Annotated in this window: 24 protein-coding genes and 1 tRNA gene; 20 read left to right on the plus strand and 5 right to left on the minus strand. The window is 37.1% G+C overall.

Features of this window, described 5'->3' with window-relative positions; genetic code table 11:
• Positions 1-310 precede the first annotated feature (310 nt).
• From HMPREF1321_RS01245 to HMPREF1321_RS01310, 14 genes are all read left to right on the plus strand, one after another.
• Complete coding sequence (locus HMPREF1321_RS01245; RefSeq protein WP_009420941.1) at positions 311-1,498, plus strand: leucine-rich repeat domain-containing protein; 1,188 nt, start codon at positions 311-313, stop codon at positions 1,496-1,498.
• Between the two features lie 82 nt (positions 1,499-1,580).
• A complete protein-coding gene (locus tag HMPREF1321_RS01250) occupies positions 1,581-2,075 on the plus strand; it encodes a phosphoribosyltransferase family protein (RefSeq protein WP_009421009.1) in 495 nt (164 codons plus the stop codon).
• A gap of 38 nt (positions 2,076-2,113) precedes the next feature.
• Positions 2,114-3,973: an SLC13 family permease gene (locus tag HMPREF1321_RS01255; protein ID WP_009420973.1), complete on the plus strand. Its 1,860-nt coding sequence runs from the start codon at positions 2,114-2,116 to the stop codon at positions 3,971-3,973.
• 37 nt (positions 3,974-4,010) lie between these two features.
• Positions 4,011-4,277, plus strand: coding sequence for a DUF6722 family protein (locus HMPREF1321_RS01260; protein WP_009417984.1), 267 nt, complete (start codon positions 4,011-4,013; stop codon positions 4,275-4,277).
• A 21-nt stretch (positions 4,278-4,298) separates the two neighbouring features.
• Positions 4,299-5,453 (plus strand): cysteine desulfurase family protein, encoded by a 1,155-nt coding sequence (locus HMPREF1321_RS01265; protein WP_009420975.1) that lies wholly within the window; start codon positions 4,299-4,301, stop codon positions 5,451-5,453.
• Positions 5,454-5,580: 127 nt separating this feature from the next.
• Complete coding sequence (locus tag HMPREF1321_RS01270) at positions 5,581-7,413, plus strand: DUF349 domain-containing protein (protein ID WP_009421026.1); 1,833 nt, start codon at positions 5,581-5,583, stop codon at positions 7,411-7,413.
• 70 nt (positions 7,414-7,483) lie between these two features.
• Positions 7,484-8,065: a non-canonical purine NTP diphosphatase gene (locus HMPREF1321_RS01275; protein WP_009420969.1), complete on the plus strand. Its 582-nt coding sequence runs from the start codon at positions 7,484-7,486 to the stop codon at positions 8,063-8,065.
• A 5-nt stretch (positions 8,066-8,070) separates the two neighbouring features.
• Positions 8,071-8,751 carry an ABC transporter ATP-binding protein gene (locus tag HMPREF1321_RS01280; RefSeq protein WP_009421017.1) on the plus strand — a complete coding sequence of 227 codons (681 nt, stop codon included), beginning with the start codon at positions 8,071-8,073 and terminating at the stop codon, positions 8,749-8,751.
• Positions 8,752-9,612: a glycosyltransferase gene (locus HMPREF1321_RS01285; RefSeq protein WP_009420945.1), complete on the plus strand. Its 861-nt coding sequence runs from the start codon at positions 8,752-8,754 to the stop codon at positions 9,610-9,612.
• 401 nt (positions 9,613-10,013) lie between these two features.
• Positions 10,014-10,199, plus strand: a complete 186-nt coding sequence (locus tag HMPREF1321_RS01290; RefSeq protein WP_009421039.1) for a hypothetical protein — start codon at positions 10,014-10,016, stop codon at positions 10,197-10,199.
• On the plus strand, positions 10,199-11,200 hold the full coding sequence (locus tag HMPREF1321_RS01295; RefSeq protein WP_009420961.1) for an NAD-dependent epimerase/dehydratase family protein: 1,002 nt from the start codon (positions 10,199-10,201) through the stop codon (positions 11,198-11,200). The genes HMPREF1321_RS01290 and HMPREF1321_RS01295 overlap by 1 nt, the downstream gene beginning before the upstream one ends.
• A complete protein-coding gene (gene lpxK / locus HMPREF1321_RS01300) occupies positions 11,197-12,207 on the plus strand; it encodes a tetraacyldisaccharide 4'-kinase (RefSeq protein ID WP_009421011.1) in 1,011 nt (336 codons plus the stop codon). The genes HMPREF1321_RS01295 and lpxK overlap by 4 nt, the downstream gene beginning before the upstream one ends.
• A gap of 29 nt (positions 12,208-12,236) precedes the next feature.
• Positions 12,237-12,788 carry a thioredoxin family protein gene (locus HMPREF1321_RS01305; RefSeq protein ID WP_002673044.1) on the plus strand — a complete coding sequence of 184 codons (552 nt, stop codon included), beginning with the start codon at positions 12,237-12,239 and terminating at the stop codon, positions 12,786-12,788.
• A 127-nt stretch (positions 12,789-12,915) separates the two neighbouring features.
• Positions 12,916-14,079: a sigma-54-dependent transcriptional regulator gene (locus HMPREF1321_RS01310; protein ID WP_002676357.1), complete on the plus strand. Its 1,164-nt coding sequence runs from the start codon at positions 12,916-12,918 to the stop codon at positions 14,077-14,079.
• 161 nt (positions 14,080-14,240) lie between these two features.
• On the opposite strand, the gene queA is transcribed toward HMPREF1321_RS01310, so the two are convergent.
• The 5 genes from queA to HMPREF1321_RS01335 form a co-directional block, all read right to left on the minus strand.
• Positions 14,241-15,290 carry a tRNA preQ1(34) S-adenosylmethionine ribosyltransferase-isomerase QueA gene (gene queA, locus HMPREF1321_RS01315; RefSeq protein WP_009421022.1) on the minus strand — a complete coding sequence of 350 codons (1,050 nt, stop codon included), beginning with the start codon at positions 15,288-15,290 and terminating at the stop codon, positions 14,241-14,243.
• Positions 15,291-15,495: 205 nt separating this feature from the next.
• Positions 15,496-15,568: transfer RNA gene (locus tag HMPREF1321_RS01320), tRNA-Pro, on the minus strand.
• Between the two features lie 106 nt (positions 15,569-15,674).
• Positions 15,675-17,375: a bifunctional alpha/beta hydrolase/class I SAM-dependent methyltransferase gene (locus tag HMPREF1321_RS01325; protein WP_034575408.1), complete on the minus strand. Its 1,701-nt coding sequence runs from the start codon at positions 17,373-17,375 to the stop codon at positions 15,675-15,677.
• A 203-nt stretch (positions 17,376-17,578) separates the two neighbouring features.
• A complete protein-coding gene (locus HMPREF1321_RS01330; protein WP_009420944.1) occupies positions 17,579-17,881 on the minus strand; it encodes a type II toxin-antitoxin system RelE/ParE family toxin in 303 nt (100 codons plus the stop codon).
• Positions 17,859-18,107, minus strand: a complete 249-nt coding sequence (locus HMPREF1321_RS01335) for a hypothetical protein (protein WP_009410662.1) — start codon at positions 18,105-18,107, stop codon at positions 17,859-17,861. Before HMPREF1321_RS01335 ends, HMPREF1321_RS01330 begins: the two co-directional genes overlap by 23 nt.
• Positions 18,108-18,376: 269 nt before the next feature.
• On the opposite strand from HMPREF1321_RS01335, the gene HMPREF1321_RS01340 reads away from it, so the two are divergent.
• From HMPREF1321_RS01340 to HMPREF1321_RS01365, 6 genes are all read left to right on the plus strand, one after another.
• Positions 18,377-19,765 carry a phage integrase SAM-like domain-containing protein gene (locus HMPREF1321_RS01340; RefSeq protein ID WP_232205407.1) on the plus strand — a complete coding sequence of 463 codons (1,389 nt, stop codon included), beginning with the start codon at positions 18,377-18,379 and terminating at the stop codon, positions 19,763-19,765.
• 29 nt (positions 19,766-19,794) lie between these two features.
• A complete protein-coding gene (locus HMPREF1321_RS01345) occupies positions 19,795-20,433 on the plus strand; it encodes an RteC domain-containing protein (RefSeq protein ID WP_034575418.1) in 639 nt (212 codons plus the stop codon).
• Between the two features lie 102 nt (positions 20,434-20,535).
• Positions 20,536-20,826 carry a helix-turn-helix domain-containing protein gene (locus tag HMPREF1321_RS01350; RefSeq protein ID WP_009420938.1) on the plus strand — a complete coding sequence of 97 codons (291 nt, stop codon included), beginning with the start codon at positions 20,536-20,538 and terminating at the stop codon, positions 20,824-20,826.
• A gap of 28 nt (positions 20,827-20,854) precedes the next feature.
• Positions 20,855-21,814: a hypothetical protein gene (locus HMPREF1321_RS01355; RefSeq protein WP_009420987.1), complete on the plus strand. Its 960-nt coding sequence runs from the start codon at positions 20,855-20,857 to the stop codon at positions 21,812-21,814.
• Positions 21,807-22,175 carry a hypothetical protein gene (locus tag HMPREF1321_RS01360; protein ID WP_232205409.1) on the plus strand — a complete coding sequence of 123 codons (369 nt, stop codon included), beginning with the start codon at positions 21,807-21,809 and terminating at the stop codon, positions 22,173-22,175. The genes HMPREF1321_RS01355 and HMPREF1321_RS01360 overlap by 8 nt, the downstream gene beginning before the upstream one ends.
• A gap of 11 nt (positions 22,176-22,186) precedes the next feature.
• Positions 22,187-23,506, plus strand: a complete 1,320-nt coding sequence (locus HMPREF1321_RS01365) for a phage terminase large subunit (protein WP_009421041.1) — start codon at positions 22,187-22,189, stop codon at positions 23,504-23,506.
• Positions 23,507-23,525: the final 19 nt, after the last annotated feature.

Below are 23,525 nucleotides of genomic sequence, written 5' to 3' on the forward strand. Positions count from 1 at the left end.
CGTACACGACAGACAATACGAATTGGCAAATAGGTAGATTAGTGAGAAGAAGTGGAGAAAAATGAAAGGGTTCTGGAAGGAGAAGTGCTTGTATTTTAGACTTTGGTAGAGGTCGTAGGACGACAGAAAGTATTAGACTTTGAAAAACCATAAGATTTATTCTATCAAAAGGTAATTTAACAATTTGCACTTGATGAAAGGATTGGTGATCTAATAGAAAACCTGTTTTTTCTTGTTTTTTAGCAATATAGTTTGTACTTTTGTCGCGTTTATATAACATTAGGAAAGTACTTTTAATGATTAAAAAACGATGAGAAAAGTTATTCTTATAGCAGTAGCAGTGCTAGTAGCACTGACTGTTAGCAATTGTGGGAAAGGGGGCGATGATGCTCCTAAGGAGCTAAAAACTAAGATTTACGAGAATTTTGAAATTACTGAAGATGGCTCGACATTAGTGAAATGGCTTACTGATGAAGAAACTATCATTGATATGGCAGCAGACGAGATGCTGAGCAAAGTAACTGCTATCTCAGATTATGCTTTTGCAGAACACCGAGAAATAACCTCAGTGACTTTGCCCAAAGGCTTAAAGAAAATGGGGAAATGTGCTTTTAAGAGCTGTTCAAAATTAACTTCGATTGTTATTCCTGAGGGGATAACAAGCATAGAAGAGGGTTCTTTTGCGTTTTGTGAAGGCTTAACTTCGGTTACTATCCCGGGCAGTGTTACAAGCGTAGGATATGCGGCTTTTTCCCAATGTACGAATTTAGCCAAAATTACTATTCCTGACAAAGGTTTAATAACCATAGGAGAGCGCGCTTTTTCGTGCCCTGCCTTAAAATCGTTTACTATCCCTACTACTGTAACAAGTATAGAGAAATGGGCTTTTTTTGATTGTCAAAAGCTTACTTCGTTAGTTATTCCTACTTCTGTAAGAAGCATAGGAGAGGGTGCTTTTGCAAACTGTAAGGCTATAACCTCTATAGTAATTCCTAAGGGAATAACAAAAATTGAAGATTCTACTTTTATGAATTGTGAAGCTTTGACTTCGGTTACTATCCCTAATACCGTAACAAGCATAGGTAGTGGTGCCTTCAGTTCTTGTAAGTCCTTACCTTCTATTGCCATTCCTAATACTGTAACAAATATAGGAAAAAGTGCTTTTAGTTCGTGTTCTGCATTGAAATCGTTCACCTTCCCTGATAATAATAGTATTACTAGCATTGAGAATGATACTTTTTTAGGAGCAGGTTTAACTTCTATTACTATTCCTAATACTGTAAAAAGTATAGGAGATGGTGCTTTAGCTGGATGCTCAGCATTAAAGTCGGTTACTTTAAAAGGAGGTACACCTCCCTCCATAAACATTAAAGATTGGTATGGTACTTTTATCGATACTGAGCTTAATGCTATTTATGTGCCTGCTAATAGCGTAGAGACTTATAAAAAGGCTGATGGTTGGAACAAATTTGCCGATAAAATACAAGCTATTAAATAAGTTATTTGATAGATAACCTATTTTTTCTTGCTTTTTAGCAATACAATTTGTATCTTTGGCACATTATATAAAAAAGTATACAATGACACAGATATTAAACCACACTGATATTGAACACAAGATAAGACGGATTGCTTATCAGATTTACGAAACACACCTCAATGAAGAGGAGATTGTGCTGGCAGGCATCAATGGCAATGGCTATGTGTTTGCTGAGAAACTTGCAATAGCACTTGCAAGTATAGCCCCTCTGAAAGTAGTTTTATGCCAAATTATAATGGATAAGAAGAACCCATTGGCAGGCACTGCTACTTCTATTCCTGCGGAACAATACACCAATAAAGCAGTGATAGTGGTAGACGATGTGCTCAATTCAGGACGTACGCTCATCTATGGGGTAAAACACTTCTTGGAAGTCCCCTTAAAGCGACTTACTACCGCTGTATTAGTTAATCGCAATCACAAGGACTATCCTGTAAAAGCCGATTTTAAAGGCATATCGTTATCTACTTCACTGCAAGAACACGTTTCGGTAACATTCGACACAAGTAACTATAGTGTTGATTTATCAAATTAATAAGCTAATCTGTTCATTTGCTAATTAACTAATTTGTTATGTATACCACTCTTATCATTCTTTTTATATCGGCTTTGTTTTTTATGAGCGGGAAGGTGCGCTCCGATTTGGTAGCTATGTGTGCCTTAGTGCTCTTGGTGCTCTTTGGCATATTAACCCCTGAGCAAGCTTTATCGGGCTTTTCGGACAAGGTAGTAGTGATGATGATAGGGCTCTTTGTGGTAGGAGGCGCTATCTTCCAAACGGGATTAGCAAAGATGATGAGCAGTAAAATCTTACGCTTGGCAGGCGATAGCGAGGTAAAACTCCTTATCTTGGTAATGCTCGTTACGGCTTTTATTGGGGCTTTTGTAAGCAATACAGGTACGGTAGCCTTGATGATGCCCATAGTGGTGAGTATGGCAATGAGTGGTAACATCAACAGTAGTCGCCTGCTGATGCCTATGGCTTTTGCCAGTAGTATGGGCGGTATGATGACGCTCATCGGTACGCCTCCTAACTTGGTAATCGATGGAGAGTTAGTGAAAAACGGTTACGATAAACTCACTTTCTTTTCCTTTACTCCAGTGGGATTGGTGTGTTTGGCAATAGGACTGTTAGTTTTAATTCCCACCAGTAAGTTTTTTCTCTCTAAAAAAGGTGATTCTAAGCAAGAAGGGAACCGAAATGGCAAATCACTTACCGATTTGGTACGTGAATATCAACTCTCTAACAACTTATACCGCGTATTAGTAGAAGAAAACACTTTATTTATAGGTAAAACGCTCAAAGAAATCAACCTTTCGCAACGTTATCACATTTCGGTATTAGAAATCAGGCGCAAACCTACTTCTAACAATCCTTTTTTCAAAACAGGCAACCAAGAGGTAGTAAATGCTGATACCGTAATTTATGAAGGAGATATTCTTTATTTGCGCGGTAGCTTTGAGTCGATTGAACAAATGAACGCCGAAAATCACTTAAACTTTCTCGACACACACCACCCCGAACAACGCTTGCCTAACGAGTTGCACTTCCACGATATAGGCATAGCCGAAGTACTGATAATGCCTGCTTCGAAATTGGTAAACACCCGCATCAGTGATAGCAAACTGCGCGAACACTTTGGGCTCAATATCTTAGGTATTCAGCGCAAGGATAACTATATTTTGCAAAACTTAAAAGACGAAAAGATGCACGCTGGTGACATACTATTAGTGCAAGGAACTTGGGAGCACATTGCTAAAATGGACGCTGAACGCAGTCAGTTGGTAGTATTAGGGCAACCTCTTGCCGAGGCTTCTAAGGTAACCCTCACCCACAAAGCTCCTATCGCTGCGCTAATAATGGTAGGGATGGTAGTCGCAATGATGTTCGATTTTATCCCTATAGCCCCCGTTACTGCTGTGCTTATTGCCTCTTTATTGATGGTTATTTCAGGAGCTTTGCGCAATATTGAAGCTGCTTATAAGACGATTAACTGGGAGAGTATTGTACTCATTGCAGGTATGCTTCCTATGGCATTAGCCTTGGAAAAAACAGGAGTATCAGCCTTAGTATCGAATGCATTAGTAGGGAGTTTAGGCGATAAGAGTCCATATATACTCTTGGCAGGCGTGTATTTTACCACTTCGCTTATGACGATGTTCATCAGCAATACCGCTACAGCTGTACTCTTGGCACCCATTGCTATTAAAACCGCCTTATCGTTAGGCTTACAACCCCACGCTTTTATGTTTGCAGTAGCCGTAGGTGCGAGTATGTGTTTTGCTTCTCCTTTCTCCACTCCGCCCAATGCATTAGTAATGTCGGCTGGGCGTTACACTTTTATGGATTACGTGAAAGTGGGCTTACCTCTGCAAATCATTATGGGGATTGTAATGGTATTCGTATTGCCATTATTATTCCCATTTCAATAAAAAGTTGTATCTTTGCCGAAATTTTTAAAAGTAAAGAATGAAAAAAAGAATTTCAGATTTTTTGTTAGACGTTTCTAAATACGTATTTGCGGGCTTATTAATCGCTCCACTATTCAACTCAACTTTCGCGTGCAACGATGCTTATTGGTGCGCTTTTACTGTAGCTATTTTAGCTCTTATAGTAGGACTTTTCCTCTCTAAACAGAAAAAAGGAGCGGTGAATAAAAACAACAATAACAACCGCAACAAAAACTATCGCAAGAACAATAATAGCAGAAATAATACAACTTCTAACAGAGCATAACTATTTCTTCCTCTCAAAACTATGAAAGTCTATTTCGATAATGCGGCTACTACCCCCGTCTATCCAGAGGTAATACAGAAGATGACGGAAGTACTGAGGGATACTTATGGCAACCCCTCTTCTACACACGCCTTTGGGCGTAAAGCCAAGTCGCTTATTGAATATAGTCGCAAGCAAATAGCTAAACAACTGAATGCTTCACCCTCTGAAATTATTTTCACTTCAGGGGGTACTGAAGCTAATAATCTTATCTTGCGCAGTTGTGTGCACGATTTAGGTGTACAAATTGTCATTTCTTCCCCAATAGAGCATCACGCTGTATTGCATACCTTAGAGGTATTAGCCAAAGAATATCCTATAAAAATAGTTTACGTAAACCTTACGAACAAAGGGGTCGTAGACCTCTCCCATTTAGAATACTTGCTCCAGCAATATACTGAAAAAAAGGTATTGGTGAGCCTAATGCACATAAACAACGAAATAGGGAACATTCTACCTTTAAAAGAAGTAACTGTACTCTGTAAACAATACAATGCTTATTTCCATTCAGATACCGTACAGTCTGTAGGGCATTACTCTATTGATTTGGAGGAAATCCCTGCCGACTTTATCACGGCTTCAGCTCATAAGTTTCACGGACCTAAAGGAATAGGATTTGCTTTTATTAGAAAAGGCATTGCGCTACACAGCAGTATCACAGGGGGCGAACAAGAAAAAGGTTTACGTGCAGGTACCGAAGCTGTTCATAATATAGTAGGAATGGAAGTCGCTTTTAGTCTATCATACACTAATTTAGATAGAAACACTGAAAAGCTCAAAGACCTAAAGCGTTATTTTATTAAACAACTCAAACATCATTTCCCAGAGGCGGTATTTAACGGAATGTCGGATACTTTAGACGAAAGCAGTTACACCATTGTGAACATAGGTTTTCCCTCATTGAAAAACCAAAATAGCACCCTGCTTTTTCAGTTAGACTTAAAAGGCATTGCTTGTTCCAAAGGGAGTGCTTGCCAGAGTGGAAGCGTGCAAACCTCTCACGTACTATCGGCTTTTTTACCTGAGGAAGCACTACAATATCCCTCACTCAGATGCTCTTTTTCCATCTTTAACACAGCAAAAGACGTCGATTTTCTTATCGAAAGCCTTAAAGAAATCTCCCATAATAAACACTGATAATAAACTACTTACATTACTATTACACATTAAGCAGAAAAATATTTACAGAAAAATAGTAGGTAATTCAAAATATTGTTGTAATTTAGTAGCGTTTTTAAACAATAGTTGCATTTAAATCTTAGATATGTCAGAGGAAAAAAACACATTAGCCATAGAGGATAACCGCGAGGACAACCGTTTAGAAGATGCGTCATTAGTAAACTATGAGGCAATGTCTCTTAGTGAATTAACCAAAGAACTAAAAGAACTACTCCAAACTGAGAAAACCCAAGCTATCAAAAAGCAAGTGGACGCTATTCGTTATGAGTTCGACAAAAAATACGACGCTCTTGTAGAAGAGAAAAAAGAAGAGTTCATAGCCGATGGAGGAGAATTGTATAATTTTTCTTACGAAATTCCTGTTTATAGAGAATTCTACACCGCTTTCAACGATTATCGCGAAAAGCGCAATCAATACTATAAAGAGATTGAGAAAACCCATAAAGAAAACCTTGCTAAACGCCGAGAAATCATCGAAGAACTCAAAAGCCTTCTCAATGCCGAAGAACATTTAGGTACTACCTTCAAGCAGTTTCAACAATTGCAAGAGCGTTGGCGCAAAGCAGGAGCCGTCTCTAATGCCGATTATGAGGATTTATGGAATACTTATCACCACCACGTAGAGAACTTCTATGACTTTATCCACCTCAGCAAAGACTTGCGTGACATCGACTTTAAGCGCAATTTAGAAGAAAAACTAAAAATTATTGAGCGTGCCGAAGCACTTGCCCAAGACGACGTAGATGCTCTCATTGCCTCTCGTGAGCTACAAGTGTTACACCGTGTTTGGAAAGAGGAAATAGGTCCTGTAGATAAAGAACACCGCGAAAGCATATGGCAACGTTTCAGTGAACTTACTAAGAAAATACACGACAAACGCCAATATTACCTCAAAAACTTAGATAAGATATACGAAGAAAATGCAGTGAAGAAGCAAGGCATCATTGAGCGGATTAAGAAACTTGGTGAGAAAGAGCCTAATACTCACGGTGCTTGGAAACAGCTTTCTAAGCAAGTAGAAGATTTACGTCAGTCGTTCCTAAATGTAGGAAAAGTACCTTTACAACAAGCTGATGAGGTATGGAAATCTTTCAATATAGCTTTACGTGCTTTTAACAAGAAGAAGAACCAATTTTACAAAACACTCAAAAAAGAGCAACAAGAGAACCTCACTAAGAAATTAGCCTTATTAGAAATAGCAAAAGCTAACCAAAATAGCACCGATTGGGAAACCACTACTGAACTGATGAAGAACATTCAGAGAGAGTGGAAAGAAATAGGAAGCGTTCCTCTTAGAAATACCGAAAAAATTTGGAAGGAATTCAAGAGAGCTTGTGATACGTATTTCAGTAGATTTGCTGAGACTATTCAGCATTCTAAAAATAAAGAGTCTGATGCGCTTGAACAAAAGAAAGCCTTTTTGGATAAGCTGAAAGAATATCAATTAGGTACCGATAGAGATAAAGAGATAGCAACCTTACAAAACTTTGTGAATGAATGGAATGCTATAGGAAACACTCATCATTCTAAGAGAACCATCGACATCAAATTCCATAAGATTATCGATGCACTGTACAAGAAACTCAATTTTGATAAGCAAGAAATTGAGCTTATCAAGTATAACAACAAGTTAGAACGACTTATCAACGATGATAACGAGAACTCCCTTAACAATGAGGTGATTTTTGTAAGACGTCGTATTGATGAACTCAAATCGGAGATACTACAGTTAGAAAACAACTTAGCTTTCTTTGGTAATATCGACGAGAAGAATCCATTAGTACGCGATGTGATTAAGAACATCAACAACCAAAAAGAAGCTCTTAAAACGTGGGAAAATAAACTTCGTGAGCTAAAGCATTTGCAAAAAACACAATTAGCTGAAGCCTCTGAAGAAAAGATAGAAGAAAAGGAATAATTTTATTGTTTTCATATTTAGAGAAGAGGTTATGCTTGCTAAGTAACCTCTTTTCGAGTTTTATATCTGTATGAAATTAGTATTTGCTACCCATAATCAGCATAAATTAAAGGAAATACAAGCCCTTTTACCTAAAAATATCGAACTGCTAAGTTTGAGCGACATAGGGTGTGATGACGATATAGTCGAGACTGCTACTACTATTGAGGGCAACGCTTTGCTGAAAGCTCAATACATTAAAGAGCATTATCATTGCAACGTTTTTGCTGATGATACAGGCTTAGAAGTACAGGCACTAAACAATGCTCCTGGGGTATATTCGGCACGGTATGCAGGTGAGCACAAAAGCGATGCAGACAATATGTATTTGCTACTAAAGAATATGGAAGGAATCTCACACAGAGAGGCTCAGTTTAAAACGGTTATTGCTTTATGTTTAGATGGCTCTATATATACTTTTGAAGGTATCGCAAAGGGACGTATAGGCACTACCCCTGTAGGCACTAACGGTTTTGGGTATGACCCTATATTTATTCCTGAAGGTTCTGACCAAACTTTTGCCGAGCTGACCCAAGAAGAAAAGAACCGTATCAGTCACCGTGGAAAAGCCTTTGGAAAGCTATTACATTTCTTAAACCAAAATATTCAGTAAGAAAAATGAGTTTATTAGAGATTAAAAATATCAAACGAGATTTTAGATTAGGGTCTGAAATACTGCACGTACTGAAAGGCATCAACCTATCTATAGAAAAGGGAGAATACCTTGCCCTTATGGGACCATCGGGCTCTGGTAAATCTACTTTGATGAACATCTTAGGGTGCTTAGATACGCCTACCTCAGGCGAGTATATTCTGAACGGTAAAGATGTAAGCAAGATGAGCGACTCGGAATTAGCCGACATTCGCAATAAAGAGATAGGCTTCGTATTTCAAACCTTCAACCTAATGCCACGTACTACGGCTTTAGACAATGTAGCTTTGCCTATGGTATACGCAGGCGTTAAGAAAGAAAAACGACACGAGCACGCTAAAGAAGTACTGAAATTAGTAGGATTAGAAAACCGTATGCTTCACAAGCCTAATGAGCTATCAGGAGGGCAACGCCAAAGAGTAGCTATAGCGAGAGCTTTGGTAAACCACCCTTCAATTATCTTAGCCGATGAGCCTACTGGGAACCTTGACTCTAAAACTTCTTATGAAATAATGAACCTTTTTGACGAAATCTACCAAAAAGGGAATACCGTTATCTTGGTAACCCACGAAGAAGACATTGCTCGGTATGCCAAACGGATTGTCCGCTTAAAAGACGGACTTATAGAAACTGATAGCGCTAAGTAAATGAATATCGGAATTATTATCCCTGCTTATAACGAAGCTGAAAGCATTGGTGTTACCTTGCAATCTCTGCTAAATCAAACCTATCTTCCCTATCAAATTATAGTAGTAGACGACGGTTCTACCGATACCACTGCTGAGGTAGTGAACCAAATTGCTACCCAATATCCCGTAATACAATTGGTGCAACGCAGTGAGAAGGGTGAACATCTACCAGGGGCTAAAATAGTGCAGACTTTTAACTATGGGCTTCCTTACCTAAAAGAAGACGTGGAGGTGATTTGCAAATTTGATGCCGACCTCATCTTCCCTAACAACTATCTCGAAACAATGTGCCAGCAATACAGTGAAAATCCACAGTTGGGAATGTTTGGAGGCTTTTGTTATATTGAGAGAAATGGCTCTTGGATACTTGAGAATCTCACTAATAAAGACCACCTAAGAGGTGCTGTAAAATCTTATCGGAAGGCGTGTTTTGAAGCGATAGGTGGACTTAAAATAGCTATGGGCTGGGACACCGCCGATGAGCTATTGGCGCGCTACCACGGTTGGACAGTACAAACTGACGATACTCTTCACGTAAAACACCTACGCCCGACAGGTGCTGGCTATAAAAGTAATGCCCGTTACCTGCAAGGAAGCGTTTTCTACCGTCTGCGATACGGTTTCTTCCTCACTTTACTCGCTGCCATAAAATTAGCCATAAGAAAACGCAATGGTAAACTCTTCTTAGATTATTGCAAAGGATTTTATAAAGCTAAACAAGAAAAACAACCTTATTTACTCACTCCTGAAGAAGGTAAATGGGTAAGACAATACCGATGGAAAGGGATTTTAAGTAAAGTAGTGAAAAGCAAAAAATGAAAAAGCAATAATATCAAAAATGCCAATAATGCCAATAATACTAAATTGATGATGATGCGAGGTCGTAGTACGACAGGCAACCAAACAAAGTGCGAACCGCACGGGCAGATAAACAAATGACGAACAAAAGACGAACAAAAGACGAACAATGAACGAACCTAAGTAGAAGGTAAGTTAAAGCTAAGATAGACATAAAAAGAGAGTTATTAATAGATTTCAACTTTGCCGAAGTTTTGAAACTTTAGCAAAACTCATACTGCAAAAGTAATAGTATACAAAGAATACTTCTACCCTACTCCTAATTAAATGCTTTTCAGTTATTTTTATGCATCAAATGGCATATTTGGCAAATAATTATTATCTTTGCCCCGACTAAGAAACTAAAAAAACAAGGTTCAAGAATGATAAAACACAAGTATGGCAGAACGCAAACCAGTTTGCCCACTGAAATTATTGAACTACTGAGCAACCAAGTGAGTAAAGAATTGGTATGTTCTATTCTTGACCTCTTCGAGTTCTACGACGAAAAAGATTCGCCTATAGCTCTTAAACTTATTGATGAACACATTCTTTTAGACGAGAAATAATGATTTTAGTAACTGGCGGAACAGGGCAGATTGGCAGTCGTTTACTTTTTCACCTTACCCAAAACAAGGCGCATAAAGTAAGGGCTATCTATCGCAGTACCCATTCGTTAGAAAAAATAGAACAACTTTTTACAAAAGAATCTCCTAATGGAGCGGAACAATTCCGCTCTATTGAGTGGGTAGAAGCCGATATAAGTAACATTCCTGCGCTGGAACAAGCGTTTGCGAATGTTTCTTTTGTTTTTCATTGTGCGGGCTTCATCTCTTTTCAGCCCAAGGATTTTGCTCAGCTCATCAAAGTGAATGTGGAAGGAACTGCTAATATCGTAAACTTGTGTATTGACTTTAAGGTAAAAAAGCTCTGCTATGTAAGTTCTATCGCTACGCTTTCGGCACTACCTCACACGCCTATTGATGAGGAAAACGACTGGAATAGTGAGGACAATAACACTGATTACGCTATCAGTAAGAACGGTGGCGAAATGGAGGTATGGCGTGGCTCGCAAGAAGGATTGCCGGTGGTGATAGTGAATCCATCGGTAGTGCTGGGAGCTAACTTCTACGAGCAGGGGTCAGGCTTATTGTTTAAAAAAGTAGCTGATGGACTGAGATATTACCCCACAGGGGGTACAGGTTTTGTCGCGGTAGACGATGTAGTGCGTGCAATGATACAGCTACAGTTCTCTGAGGTTACGGGAGAACGCTTTGTACTGAATACTGCTAATCTTAGTTATCAAATGGTTTTTGAGAAAATTGCAAAAGGTTTGGGAGTGAAAGCTCCAACCAAAAAGATTTCGCATAAAACATTACGTCGTTTGGCACGTTTAGACGGTTTTTTGAGTTTCTTGGGTATCAAAAAGCGAACCCTCACTCTCCAAACAGCCGATGCTCTAGGATTGGTAACCACTTATAATGGTGATAAAATTAAAAAGTTTGTTGATTTTCAGTACAGTGATATCGATGAAGTAATCCAAGAGATTTGTGCAAAATATCCACTATGAGAAAATGGGTTAAATATCTTTTTAAAATACTTCTTTCCCCTTTGGCGTGTTTGTATGGTGCAATAGTTCGTCTGCGCCATTGGTGCTACAACGTGGGTATCTTTAAAGAACATACTTTTGCTGTACCTACTATTTGCGTGGGCAATGTAGCAGTAGGAGGGACAGGTAAGAGCCCAATGGTGGAATACCTCATCAGGCGATGGCATAAACAGCTTAGAGTGGGCGTGCTCAGTCGTGGTTATAAACGCAAGACAAGGGGCTTTATATTAGCTACCGAGACTTCTACGGTATTGGATTTAGGTGATGAACCTTTCCAATTTTGGTGGAAATTTAAGGATATTATCTTAGCTGTTTGTGCCAACCGAGTGGAAGGTGTAGAACGAATGCTCGCCTTGCCTATGCCTCCTGAACTCATTATATTAGACGACGCTTTCCAACATCGCCCCGTAAAAGCAAAAATCAACATAGTGCTTACCGCTTACGGGCATCTGTTTACTGACGATTGGCTACTGCCAATGGGGCGACTCCGCGATGTAGTAAGCCGAGTGCAACAAGCCGATATAGTGGTTGTAACTAAATGTCCTCCCTCATTGTCAGAAAAAGAACGTACTCAGCTCATAACGCGTTTACAGAAGCATTGCCTTTGTCCTATCGTCTTTGCAACCATTGCCTACGATAAGCAAGTATTTTCAGGGACGAAAAACATATCTTTGACGACTTTCATTCAAGAACCTTTTACTTTGGTAACAGGCATTGCCAATCCGAGTCCTCTACTCACATTCTTGAAAGAACAAGGAGCAGATTTTCAGCATTTAGCTTTTGCCGACCATCATCATTTTACCGAGAGAGAAATACAGCAATTGCAAGGCAAGCGAATCTTGACCACTGAGAAAGACTACGTGCGCCTGCAACCTCATTTGCAAGACTTGTACTACCTGCCTATCGCAATGCAATTCCTCACCCCCACTGATGAACATACATTTGGCACGGTTTTTGAAAATCTATAAACACGAAAAAATTACAAACTTTTATCAGTATGACAAGAAAACTCATCGCTATTGTAGCTTTTGTTTTGGTAGCTACTGCTACTCTTGAAGCTCAGGAAATTAAATGGATGACTTTTGATCAAGCTATTGCTGCTCAGAAGAAAAAACCTAAAAAAATATTTATTGACGTATACACTAATTGGTGTGGACCTTGCAAAATGTTAGCGAACAACACTTTTAAGAACAAAGACTTAGTAAAGTATGTGAACGATAATTACTACGCTGTAAAGTTCAATGGTGAAGGTAACGAAGTAGCGAACTACAAAGGACAAAAGTTTGAGAACAAAGGCTATGACCCCGCATTGGCTGAACGCCGTAACGCCACACACCCACTTACTGGCTATATGCAAGTACAGGCTTACCCAACAATGGTGTTCTTAGACGAAAATAACGATTTGATAACAGGTATCACCGGGTATATGTCGCCTACTCAATTAGAACTCTACTTGAAGATGTTTAACAACAATGATTACAAAAAAATCACTACTCAACAAGAGTTTCAAGTATATCAATCGAAGTTCAAACCTACATTTAAAAACTAATAAATACACTTTTTCATAAACACACGTCAAAAACTCTTGGCAGAATGTCAAGAGTTTTTTATTTTTTTACTACCTTTGCGGAGTAATTAGCAGATTATTCAAATTGGCAAATGGAAAGATTGAATTTATGGCAAAAATACTCATCATAGAAGACGAATCGGCAATTCGCCGTGTACTTACCAAAATATTGGTAGAAGAAAGCAAAGAGTACGAAGTAGAAGAAGCAGCTGATGGTGTAGAAGGCGTTGAGAAACTCAAAAAAGAGGACTACGACTTAGTGCTATGCGACATCAAAATGCCTAAGATGGACGGTATGGAAGTACTCGCTGAGGTCAAGAAACTCAAACCCGAAATCCCCTTTGTGATGATATCAGGTCACGGCGACCTCGAGACAGCAGTAAACGCAATGCGCTTAGGGGCTTACGACTATATCTCAAAACCACCCGATTTGAACCGCTTGCTCAACACCGTGCGCAATGCTCTCGACAAGAAGAAATTAGTGGTAGAGAATAAACATCTCAAAAAGAAGGTGAGCAAGAGCTATGAGATGATAGGAGAAAGTGCACCTTTGCAACAAATCCGTCAGATGATAGAAAAGGTGGCTCCTACCGAAGCGCGTGTGCTCATCACGGGCTCTAATGGTACAGGTAAAGAGTTGGTAGCTCACGCTATTCATTACCAAAGCGAGCGCAGTGAAGCTCCGATGGTAGAGGTAAACTGTGCCGCTATTCCTTCTGAACTGATAGAAAGTGAACTCTTCGGACATATCAAAGGGGCGTTTACTTCGGCGGTAAAAGACCGTGCAGGTAAGTTTGAGGCTGCTAACAATGGTACTATTTTCTTGGATGAGATAGGCGATATGAGTCTCTCTGCCCAAGCCAAAGTGTTGCGTGCCTTGCAGGAGAACAAGATTACCCGCGTGGGAAGTGATAAGGACATCAATGTAGATGTACGTGTAATAGCGGCAACCAATAAAGATTTAAAAAAAGAAATAGCCGAAGGTCGTTTCCGTGAGGATTTGTACCACCGTTTGGCAGTAATTCTCATCAGAGTACCGTCACTTAACGAACGCAGAGACGATATCCCTCTACTTATTGATTATTTTTCAGCAAAAATAGCCGAGGAACAAGGTATTAGTCCAAAGAAATTTAGCAAAAAAGCAATAGAGCTTCTTCAAAAACAAGATTGGACGGGTAATATTCGCGAACTGCGTAATGTAGTAGAGCGACTCATTATCTTAGGAGGCAAAGAAATCTCAGAAGATGATGTAAAAGCGTTTGCAGGAAAATAGTGCGAGCCACACTGGCTCTTTAAATTAGGAAATAAGTAAGCGTTACAAAATCTTACCGATTAACTATGAACAAAATAAAATTCCTCTCTATAACTATTCAGAAATAAAAAATGACGGCAAGGAGTTTTCTCTACCGTCATCTTCTTTATATATAACTCTTCTTATAGAATAAGCATCGCATCGCCGTAAGAATAGAATTTATATTTCTGCTCTACGGCTTCTTTATAAGCACGCATAATGAGGTCGTGCCCAGCAAAAGCTGAGACCATCATTAACAAGGTAGATTTAGGAGTGTGAAAGTTGGTAATCATTGCATTGGCTATACTAAAATCATATGGAGGAAAAATAAACTTATTTGTCCAACCGTCAAATGGATTTAGAAAACCATCAGATGAAACTGAGCTTTCCAACACGCGCATTACGGTAGTTCCTACCGCACATACACGTTTTTTATTCACCTTAGCTGCATTAATGATTTTTGTTTGACTTTCAGGAATATGTATCTCTTCACTATCCATTTTGTGCTTAGAAAGGTCTTCTACCTCTACAGGATTGAAAGTTCCTAACCCCACGTGCAAAGTTACTTCGGAAAAGGTAATACCTTTTATTTCCAAACGCTTCATCAAGTGTTTAGAGAAGTGCAACCCCGCAGTAGGTGCAGCTACAGCGCCTTCGTATTTAGCATAGATAGTTTGGTAGCGTTCTTCATCTTCAGGTTCTACCGGACGAGAGATGTATTTAGGCAGAGGTGTTTGCCCTAATTCTGTAAGATGTTGGCGAAACTCTTCATAAGTACCATCGTATAGGAAACGAAGGGTGCGACCACGAGAGGTAGTATTGTCTATTACCTCGGCTACCAATTCAGCATTTTTGCCAAAATAGAGTTTATTGCCTATACGTATCTTGCGAGCAGGGTCTACAAGTACGTCCCACAAACGTTGTTCAGCACTGAGTTCACGCAACAAAAATACTTCTATCTTTGCCTTTGTTTTTTCTTTATTCCCATACAAGCGAGCAGGAAATACTTTAGTATTGTTCAGTACAAACACATCTCCATCGTCAAAATAGTCGATTACATCTTTAAATAGTCGGTGTTCGATTTCTCCTGTTTTACGATGTATTACCATTAAGCGTGCTTCGTCGCGGTTCTCACTGGGATACTCAGCTAATAGCTCTTTAGGAAGTTCAAAATTAAAGTTTGAAAGTTTCATATATTTTCTATATAATAATCATCAGTTTATAAATGGTATCGTAACTTTTATGCTGAATTTAAAACAATCCATATTGTTCTCCACCATAAATATCCGTAGATATACATTCAAGAAATAGACGCTAAAGAAGGGTAAAATAGAGATATAATAACAAAGGAAGATATACCTTATTCATTTCAAATAGCTATTGTATAAAAAGAAAAAGTCGGGATGACTGGACTCGAACCAGCGACCACACGCACCCCATACGTGTACGCTACCAACTGCGCCACATCCCGATTTTTAATTTCAGAGCGCAAAACTACTACCTTTTACAGAAACTACCAAATAAATAGAATAAAATATTTTACAACAAGGGCTATTTATTTGATATACTGAAAAGTCCTATTTTTCTATCTTCCCTAATGAAACTGTAAAGATTCCAAAATCATCTATCAGCATATCCTGCTTTTGCACTCCATTAAGAGAAAATATCCCGTCTAACTCTCGCTGACTACGGCGACGCATCACCCAATCTTTCTCTTGATGACTTTTTAGTACAAAGGCTATCGTTTTGAGTTGTGGGTGCCACGGCTGTCCTGTATAAATCAAAAAACCGTTTTCTGAAATCGACACAACTCCCTTTACCGCCTCATTAGCTAATTTATTATCACCAAAAAGTTCAAAAATACCAGATATGATAGTGATATTAGGGCTATAGTCTAAACTTGTGTAGTTATCGGCTTTAAAACAATTGTAGTTAGTGAATCGTATATCTTGAAAGCCTCTTTCTCTGACGGTTTGCTCCCCTTTTTCTATATTAGATGGTAAAAACTCATTGATGACAATCTCTACCTCTGGGTGCTTTTCTTTGATGTCAAACAAATAATTACCTACTCCTCCAGCAATATCAAGTATCTTTACTTTCTTCCCTTCGGCTTGCAAAGCTTGTATCGCTTTATCTACTTGCTCCAATAAGTGTGCTTTGCGTATACGTACGCCTCGCCACCCAATGGCATTGAGATAACTTTTGTCCATCAGTTTACCTATACCCCATTTCCCTTGAGGAATATTCTTGTAAACGTAATCCATTGAAGCTCCTGAATCAAATCCATATTCCAGTCCTATCGCCATTCCGCCACTGAGGTGTCCTAACTTACTCAGTGCCCATTTCTGAAATCGATAATAGTACTTTTCTTTATTGGGGATAAGCTCGTATTGCATTATTTCGTACTCTTTTTGAGTAAAAGTATCGGGTTTCAAAGAAGGTGATACAAGAGGTGTTTCAAAAGCTCTACTGATAAACTGTTCAAGTAATTTATATACCTCTTCTCTGCCTTGCTCAAACAAAATGCCGTGGTGGAACCCTTCTAAGGTAACAAATTCTTTTATTTCAGAAGATAAGTTTACATAGAATTGTTTCTGCTGCTTGTTAATCACCACAAAGTCTTTTTCAGCTGAAAGCAGTAGTGTGGGAATAGTAATAGCAGCGGCATCTTCCACCAATCGCTTACCTGCATTAGCTAAATCTATAAGCAGTTTCCCGTTGATAGATCGCGTGATAAACCTATCTGTATCATAGGCGCGTTGCTGTTCAGGGTCACGAGTGAGCATTTTAGACTTAACATAGCTCTTTACAACAAGATTAGGTTTCACTTTTAGTGCTAATTCTATAGCTTGCTTGGCTAAGGGAACTATTAAATTGATTTCAAAAGCGGGAGCAAAAAGAGCCATTCCAGCAATACGTGGAGCAAAATCGTGTACCCAAGCCGATACAATCACCCCTCCTATGCTGTTGGCTACTACAAAAATATCCTCTTCTTGCACGTCGTATTCTTGTTGCAAAAACTTAGCAAAAGCATCTAAATCTCGTACTGAATCCATAAAAGCAGGCGATACTGAAGCTTTAGTATGCCCGTGCCCTCTCATATCAAAAGCAAAAATATTATAGGACACAAACAACGGGTGCGTAGCAAATTCCTGTAAGCGCTCACCGTACTCGTGACCGCGATGTATTACAATAAGTGTTTTTTGTTGAGGCTTGTAATTCCATTCGTAGAAGTATAACTCTGCCTCTTGATACCCCTTGAAAAAACCTGTATTCATCATCTTGTTATTTTATTGTGCAGGCAAAGGTACGCTTTTTAATGATAAAAACAATAAAAGTGAAGGATAATTACTTCATTAAATTAATATTTAAAAAGTATATAATAACAAAAAAATGACTACCTCTCTTCGTAAGTAGTGATTGAAGATTGCACTCATAACTAAGACTACCTAAACAAAAATTAGATAGTCTTTCTTATTTCTTATTCAGGGTATTTGCTAACATCTTGGTATGTATTGAACACTCCTTTAATGATAATTTCTTTTTCTATATCATCTACTACATAGAATACAATGTAAGGGTATTTCTTCATAGAAACACCTCTTAAATTATCTTTGTATATTTGCTGAAAAGGGAAGTGCTTTATAAAATCCAAGATTTTTACAAACTCATTGATAAAGTTCTCAGCTACTGTATCATCAGCAACTTCTTGGTAATAGTTGATTGCACTCTCAAGCTCAGACTCAGCTCGTACTGTATTACTAATTTTGTAAGGTAAGTCCATATTTAGAAGCAAGTCTATTAACCATTACATACGAATCTTCACATTGGTCAAAAGGAGTGTTATCAGCTTCCAACTCTTCCAAGTATTTCATTAATCTTGGCGTCATTTCAATAGGCTGAGGTATGTCCTCTTCTTGAATGATAGAGACATTTAAAGACTTTATAAAATCTTTTATTGAATTTAATTTATCTACATCAGAGGTAGCAAAGGTTACAGCTGTTTCCATACTCAAAATATTTTTAAAGGTTACATAAAAGCAAAAAATCACTACCTCTCTTCGTAAGTAGTGATTGAAGATTGTACTCGGAGCGGGACTGTAAACTATTGTTTCTCTTAAAAATGTATATCTCTTAAAATCAAATACAATTATCTATAAATCATTTTTTTACATTGAAAATAGGAGCTCTCTGAAAGTGTAATGAGAGGGTATAAGATGGTATATAATATAAAAAATGTTGGGAAAATGTTGGGAAAGAATATTTTTTATTCATACTTTTGCAGTGTTGTTTTAAAAATACGATTATGCCAACAATTACATTCTTAATAAAAGGTGATAGCAATCCTACTTCTATTTATGTGCGTTTGAGTACAGGAAGGGGAAAAGACTTCGTAAAAAAAACGGGATTAAACATTAATCCCAATCAATGGAGTAGTAAAAAGAAAGAACCTAAACAAACGACTCCTGATAACAAAAACCTCAGCGTCCAATTAAACAAATTAAGAGTGTTTATTGAGAACAGCCTAAACTCTGTAGATGAAAAAGGAGAGGTTATTAATTCTGATTGGTTACAGACAAAAATAGATTTGCATTTTAAACGAATAACAGATACAGAAACAAGGCAAAGTGATTTAATACAAGACCTGATTGATTATATCATAGAAAGTGCTCCTGCAAGAAGAAATGGAAAGGGAAAATTAGGACTTTCTGTTAGTCGTGTGAAGGCATACCATACTTTGAAAAATATTTTTAAAGCCTATGAGAAGAAGAGGCGAAAATACTATAAAGCAAAAGATATAGACACCTCCTTTGAGAAAGATTTTCTGAGTTGGTTAATAAAAGAAAAAGGGTATAAAGATAGTTATGCTCTTAAAATTATAGATAATCTCAAGGCAGTATGTAATGAGGCACAAACATTGGGAATAGAAACTCATCCTCAGTTGGCAAAGATAGGTAAAGGAACACCTGATAAGGAAACGCCTGTATATCTTAATTTTTTTGATTTACAAAAGATTCGTACTTGTATGATTAAAAATAAAAGTTTAGATAATGCCCGCAAATGGTTACTTTTGGGCTGCTTGACGGGGCAACGAGGAGGCGACTTGTTAGGTATCACGGAGGATAATTTTGTACATAACATTAATGGGAGGGAATATGTAGAAATTAAGCAACAAAAGACAGGCAAAATAGCACGCATTCCAATTGTTGGAGAATTGCAGGAAATAAACACTATTAGGAATAACGGACTACCTTACAAAATATCGGTACAGAAATTTGACCAGTATATAAAGCAGGTATGCAAATTGGCAGGTATTAACGAACTTATTGAGCATTCTAAAGTGTGTATGGTAGACGACAAGGGTTATATTATAGAACAAGATGATAATGGTAGCTACACCAGTAAGGGGGTAAAAAGGACAGTTAAGGGCGTGTTTGAAAAATGGCAGTTAATAGGCTCGCACACGTGTAGACGGTCATTTGCTACAAATTTGTATGGCAAATTAGAAACCGTCTTCATTATGAAAATGACAGGACATACAAAAGAAAGTACATTTCTTGCTTACATAGGTAAAACAGAGATGGATTATCTAACACAAATAGCGAATAAATTAGAGGAATTAGAGGAATTAGAGCAAGTGAATAAACCTATGCTTGCAAATTATTGAAAAAATAACATTTAAATAGAATCAGACTTATGGAAGAAAATAAAGTTATGGAAATTTATGATGTTTGTGATTATATTGTAAAAAGAACTTTAGGTGAATCAGATATGCTGAAGATACTAAATGAATTTACTAATGGAGATAAATCTTCTTCTTTGTTAGATAAAATTTCTAATGACATTGGAACATATATCAATTATCATAGAGAAATTATTACAGAGAAAGAATTAGAAGACCTAATCAGAGGAAAAGGAACTAATAATCTACCTGATGAATATAGTAAATACTTTTATTCTTCAAGAAAAGAAAAAAATGTCTTTAGCCTAAATGAATTACCTTATCCTTTTGAATTACATAAATTAATAGTTTTCCAAAGAATAGTAAATAAGCAGAAAAAATCTTCTGAGAACATAATATCTCAAAATATTTTAAAATGGAAAGGTAATGATTTACAACTAACAGAATTGATAGAAGGTCTTATAGAAGTAGGAGTGTTACCGCCAAGTTTATCCAAAAAAGAAATCTATGAAAGGTTTAAAGTATTTTTTGATACAGACATAGACTATACAGAAAGAAAAAAAACTATTAGAAAGCGTGCAAATAATCTTACGCCTTTTATTGATGAGCTACGAGATTCTGTAGAGAATTGGATAAAAAATAAGGACGAATAGTCTTAAAAATAGTTAATTTTTATACCCCCTTACTACCCACGAGGCAGTGAGGGGGTATTCTTTTTATCTTCCTTTGCACCATAAAATTTTAAAAGATATTTTATGAACACAATTCAGATTACAGAACTTACAACTAATGAACTAAAAAGTTTATTAAAAGAAAGTGTAAAGCAAGAGTTTAATCAGTTAAAAGAGGAAATTCTATGTAAAACCCCAACTCAGTACCTTACACGAAAACAGGTAGCAAAAATGTTAGATATTAATCTAACAACTCTCAACAATTGGACAAATAGAGGAGCCCTAACTTCCTATGGTATTCAAGGGCGAGTGTATTACAAGCGAGATGAAGTAGAAAGAGCTTTTATTAAACTTAAACAAAATAGTCCTATATAATAAGTCTAACTTTTATACAATATTTGTTATGTTAGGTTTTACTATAGATACTATTGGGATTTTTGCTAATGCTGAATCGATAGCTAACTTTAATTCCCAAAACTTAGGGCTTACTATTATAAGAAACGGTAAGTTTAAGTTTTGGGAAGAAGGTTACTATAAGAACTTTTATATAAAATATCATAGGGATTATGGTATGTATCTCTCAGGAAGTATCTCCAATTACTATAAGGGGTATACTTCTATACTTCAGTATGATGATTTGTATAAAGCTATTGAAAAATTAGGTAATTCATTAGCTATCAATCTTCATTCAGCGAGGTTATATAGAGTAGACTTAGCTTTGAATGTAGAAACTAATAATCCTGTAAGTCAATATAGTAATACTCTTTTTACAGATTTACCTCATTTTAAAAGATTTGAGCAAGATGATGGTGTACGTTTTGAAACTAAGAATAAAGTTATCGCCTTTTACAATAAGACTAAAGAAATTAAAGAGAAAAGAAACTTTGTAATTAATCAGGAGATATTAAGGATAGAGCTTAGAGTTCTAAAAAACTTATCTAATGTATTTAAAATAAAGGAGATAAAAGTAGAGCATTTGTATCAACCTTCAGTCTATTTGCTTTTAGTAGATACATTTTTCAAGTATTATCAAAAAATCAAAAAGCAACATATTATTTCAGCTGAGGTAAATGCTAAATATATAACACCAACAGTATTCAAAAGTCTTCTGATGAATAAAGGCATAGAACTTCATTTCCAGACAGAAGGAGAGGCTTATACAAAAATTGAGGAATGGAGCAGAGAAAGAAAATTTAAGAATCCTATGGACAAAAGCAGGTGTAAGAAAATTATTACAAGTGCTTTTAAAAATCCTAAAAATACTGAAATTCATCCTTTAGTAAAAGAGATTAATAGCAAGGTTGAAAGTAATTGCAAACATACTATAGAAGAACTGACAAAGAAGGAGGTTAAGAATGAATAAGTCAAGTAAACACATTGTAAATCAAAGAATTAAAGAAGTGGTTAGTATGCTGATTTTAGGGTATAACAGAGATTTGATACTTCAAAATACTTCAAATCTTTGGAAGGTGTCTGACAGGCAAATAGATACCTACATCAGCAAGGCAAGAACTCTCATAGAGCAATCAGTAAAGAAGCAAGTAGCTTATGATTATGCTAAAGCAGTTAGAAGATATGAAGAGTTATACAGATTGAGCATAGAGAAAAAGGACTACAAAACCGCCTTGTCAGTGAATAAAGAATTAACTACCCTACAAGGGCTATTTAAAATAGAAGTAGAACATTCAGGTAATATAGAGTTTATCTGTAATATACCTGATTAAAATTAATCGTTATGAGAATAGACTTTTCACTTTATTATCAGCCTAAACCTAAGCAACTAATTGCTCATAAATGTAGAGCTAAGTATATGCTCTTTGGAGGGGCTTTAGGTGGTGGAAAAAGCTATTTTCTTTGTGCAGAGGCTATCAAAAATGCAATGAAATTCAAAGGTAACCGATTAGTACTTGTGAGAAAGGAACTCTCTGTTCTCCGTAGGACTACATTGGTTACCTTCTTTTCTATCTGCCCAAAGGAAATTATTAGGAGCTTTAATCAAACGAGTTTAGAAGTAACCTTTATCAATGATTCAAAGTTGTTGTTTCTTGATGCCAATATAGCCAAAGACCCAATGCTTCAAAAGATAAAAGGTTTAGAGATAGGTTGGTTTGGTATTGATGAAGCTAATGAAGTATCAGTTGAGGTGTATAATATGCTCAAAACTCGTTTGCGTTGGGTGCTGCCCAACAAGCAAAAACCTCGCTATGAAGGGCGATTGACCAGCAATCCTGAACCTTGTTGGCTTATTTCTACTTTCATTCAATCTACCAATCCTGATGAGGTATATATCCAAAGTTTAACTACAGATAACTATGATGAAAACAGTGAGTATGTTATCACTTTAAAGGAAGCCTTTAAAGATAATCCTAATTTTTTAAGGAAGTATCTTTATGCTGATTGGAGTGCTTTAGATATGATTAATCAGCTTATTTCAAGTGAAGTAATCATAAGTAGTGCTGAACGAATAGAAAATGGTTTAGAAGTTACTTCTATGGGGATTGATGTGGCAAGGTACGGAGATGATAAAACCGTCTTTACAATTCTTAAAAACGGTAATATTGAGCTAATAGAGAGCTATGAACAGACTTCTATAACAGAGATAGTAACACGAACCGTACAGCTTATTCACGACTACAATATAGACCCTAATTATGTAGGAATAGATAGCGTGGGAGTGGGTGCTGGTGTAGTTGATAATTTAAAGTCAGCAGGCTATGATGTGATTGAATTACAGGGCGGTTCAAAGCCTGAAGAAAGCCAATATGAAGAAGCCTTTTTACCTTTTAATTTGCGCTCACAAATGTACTATGAATTGCGAAGAGATATGATGAACGGACAAATAGGTAACCTCACTGATGAAACTCTAAAGTTAGAATTGCAGTCTATTCAGTATGAAATCTATTCAGATAAGAAAGTGAAGGTTATCAGCAAAGAAGCTATTAAAAAGCTCTTAGGTAGAAGCCCTGACTATGCAGATAGTTTAGTATATGCAAATTGGGTAAAGACTTATAGAGGAGGAATTAAATGGTATATGGCTATTAGTGGGGGTCTGTAAAGGTATTTTCACCCAATTT

It is taken from the genome of Capnocytophaga sp. oral taxon 412 str. F0487 (genome assembly GCF_000271925.1).
Lineage (GTDB): Bacteria > Bacteroidota > Bacteroidia > Flavobacteriales > Flavobacteriaceae > Capnocytophaga > Capnocytophaga ochracea.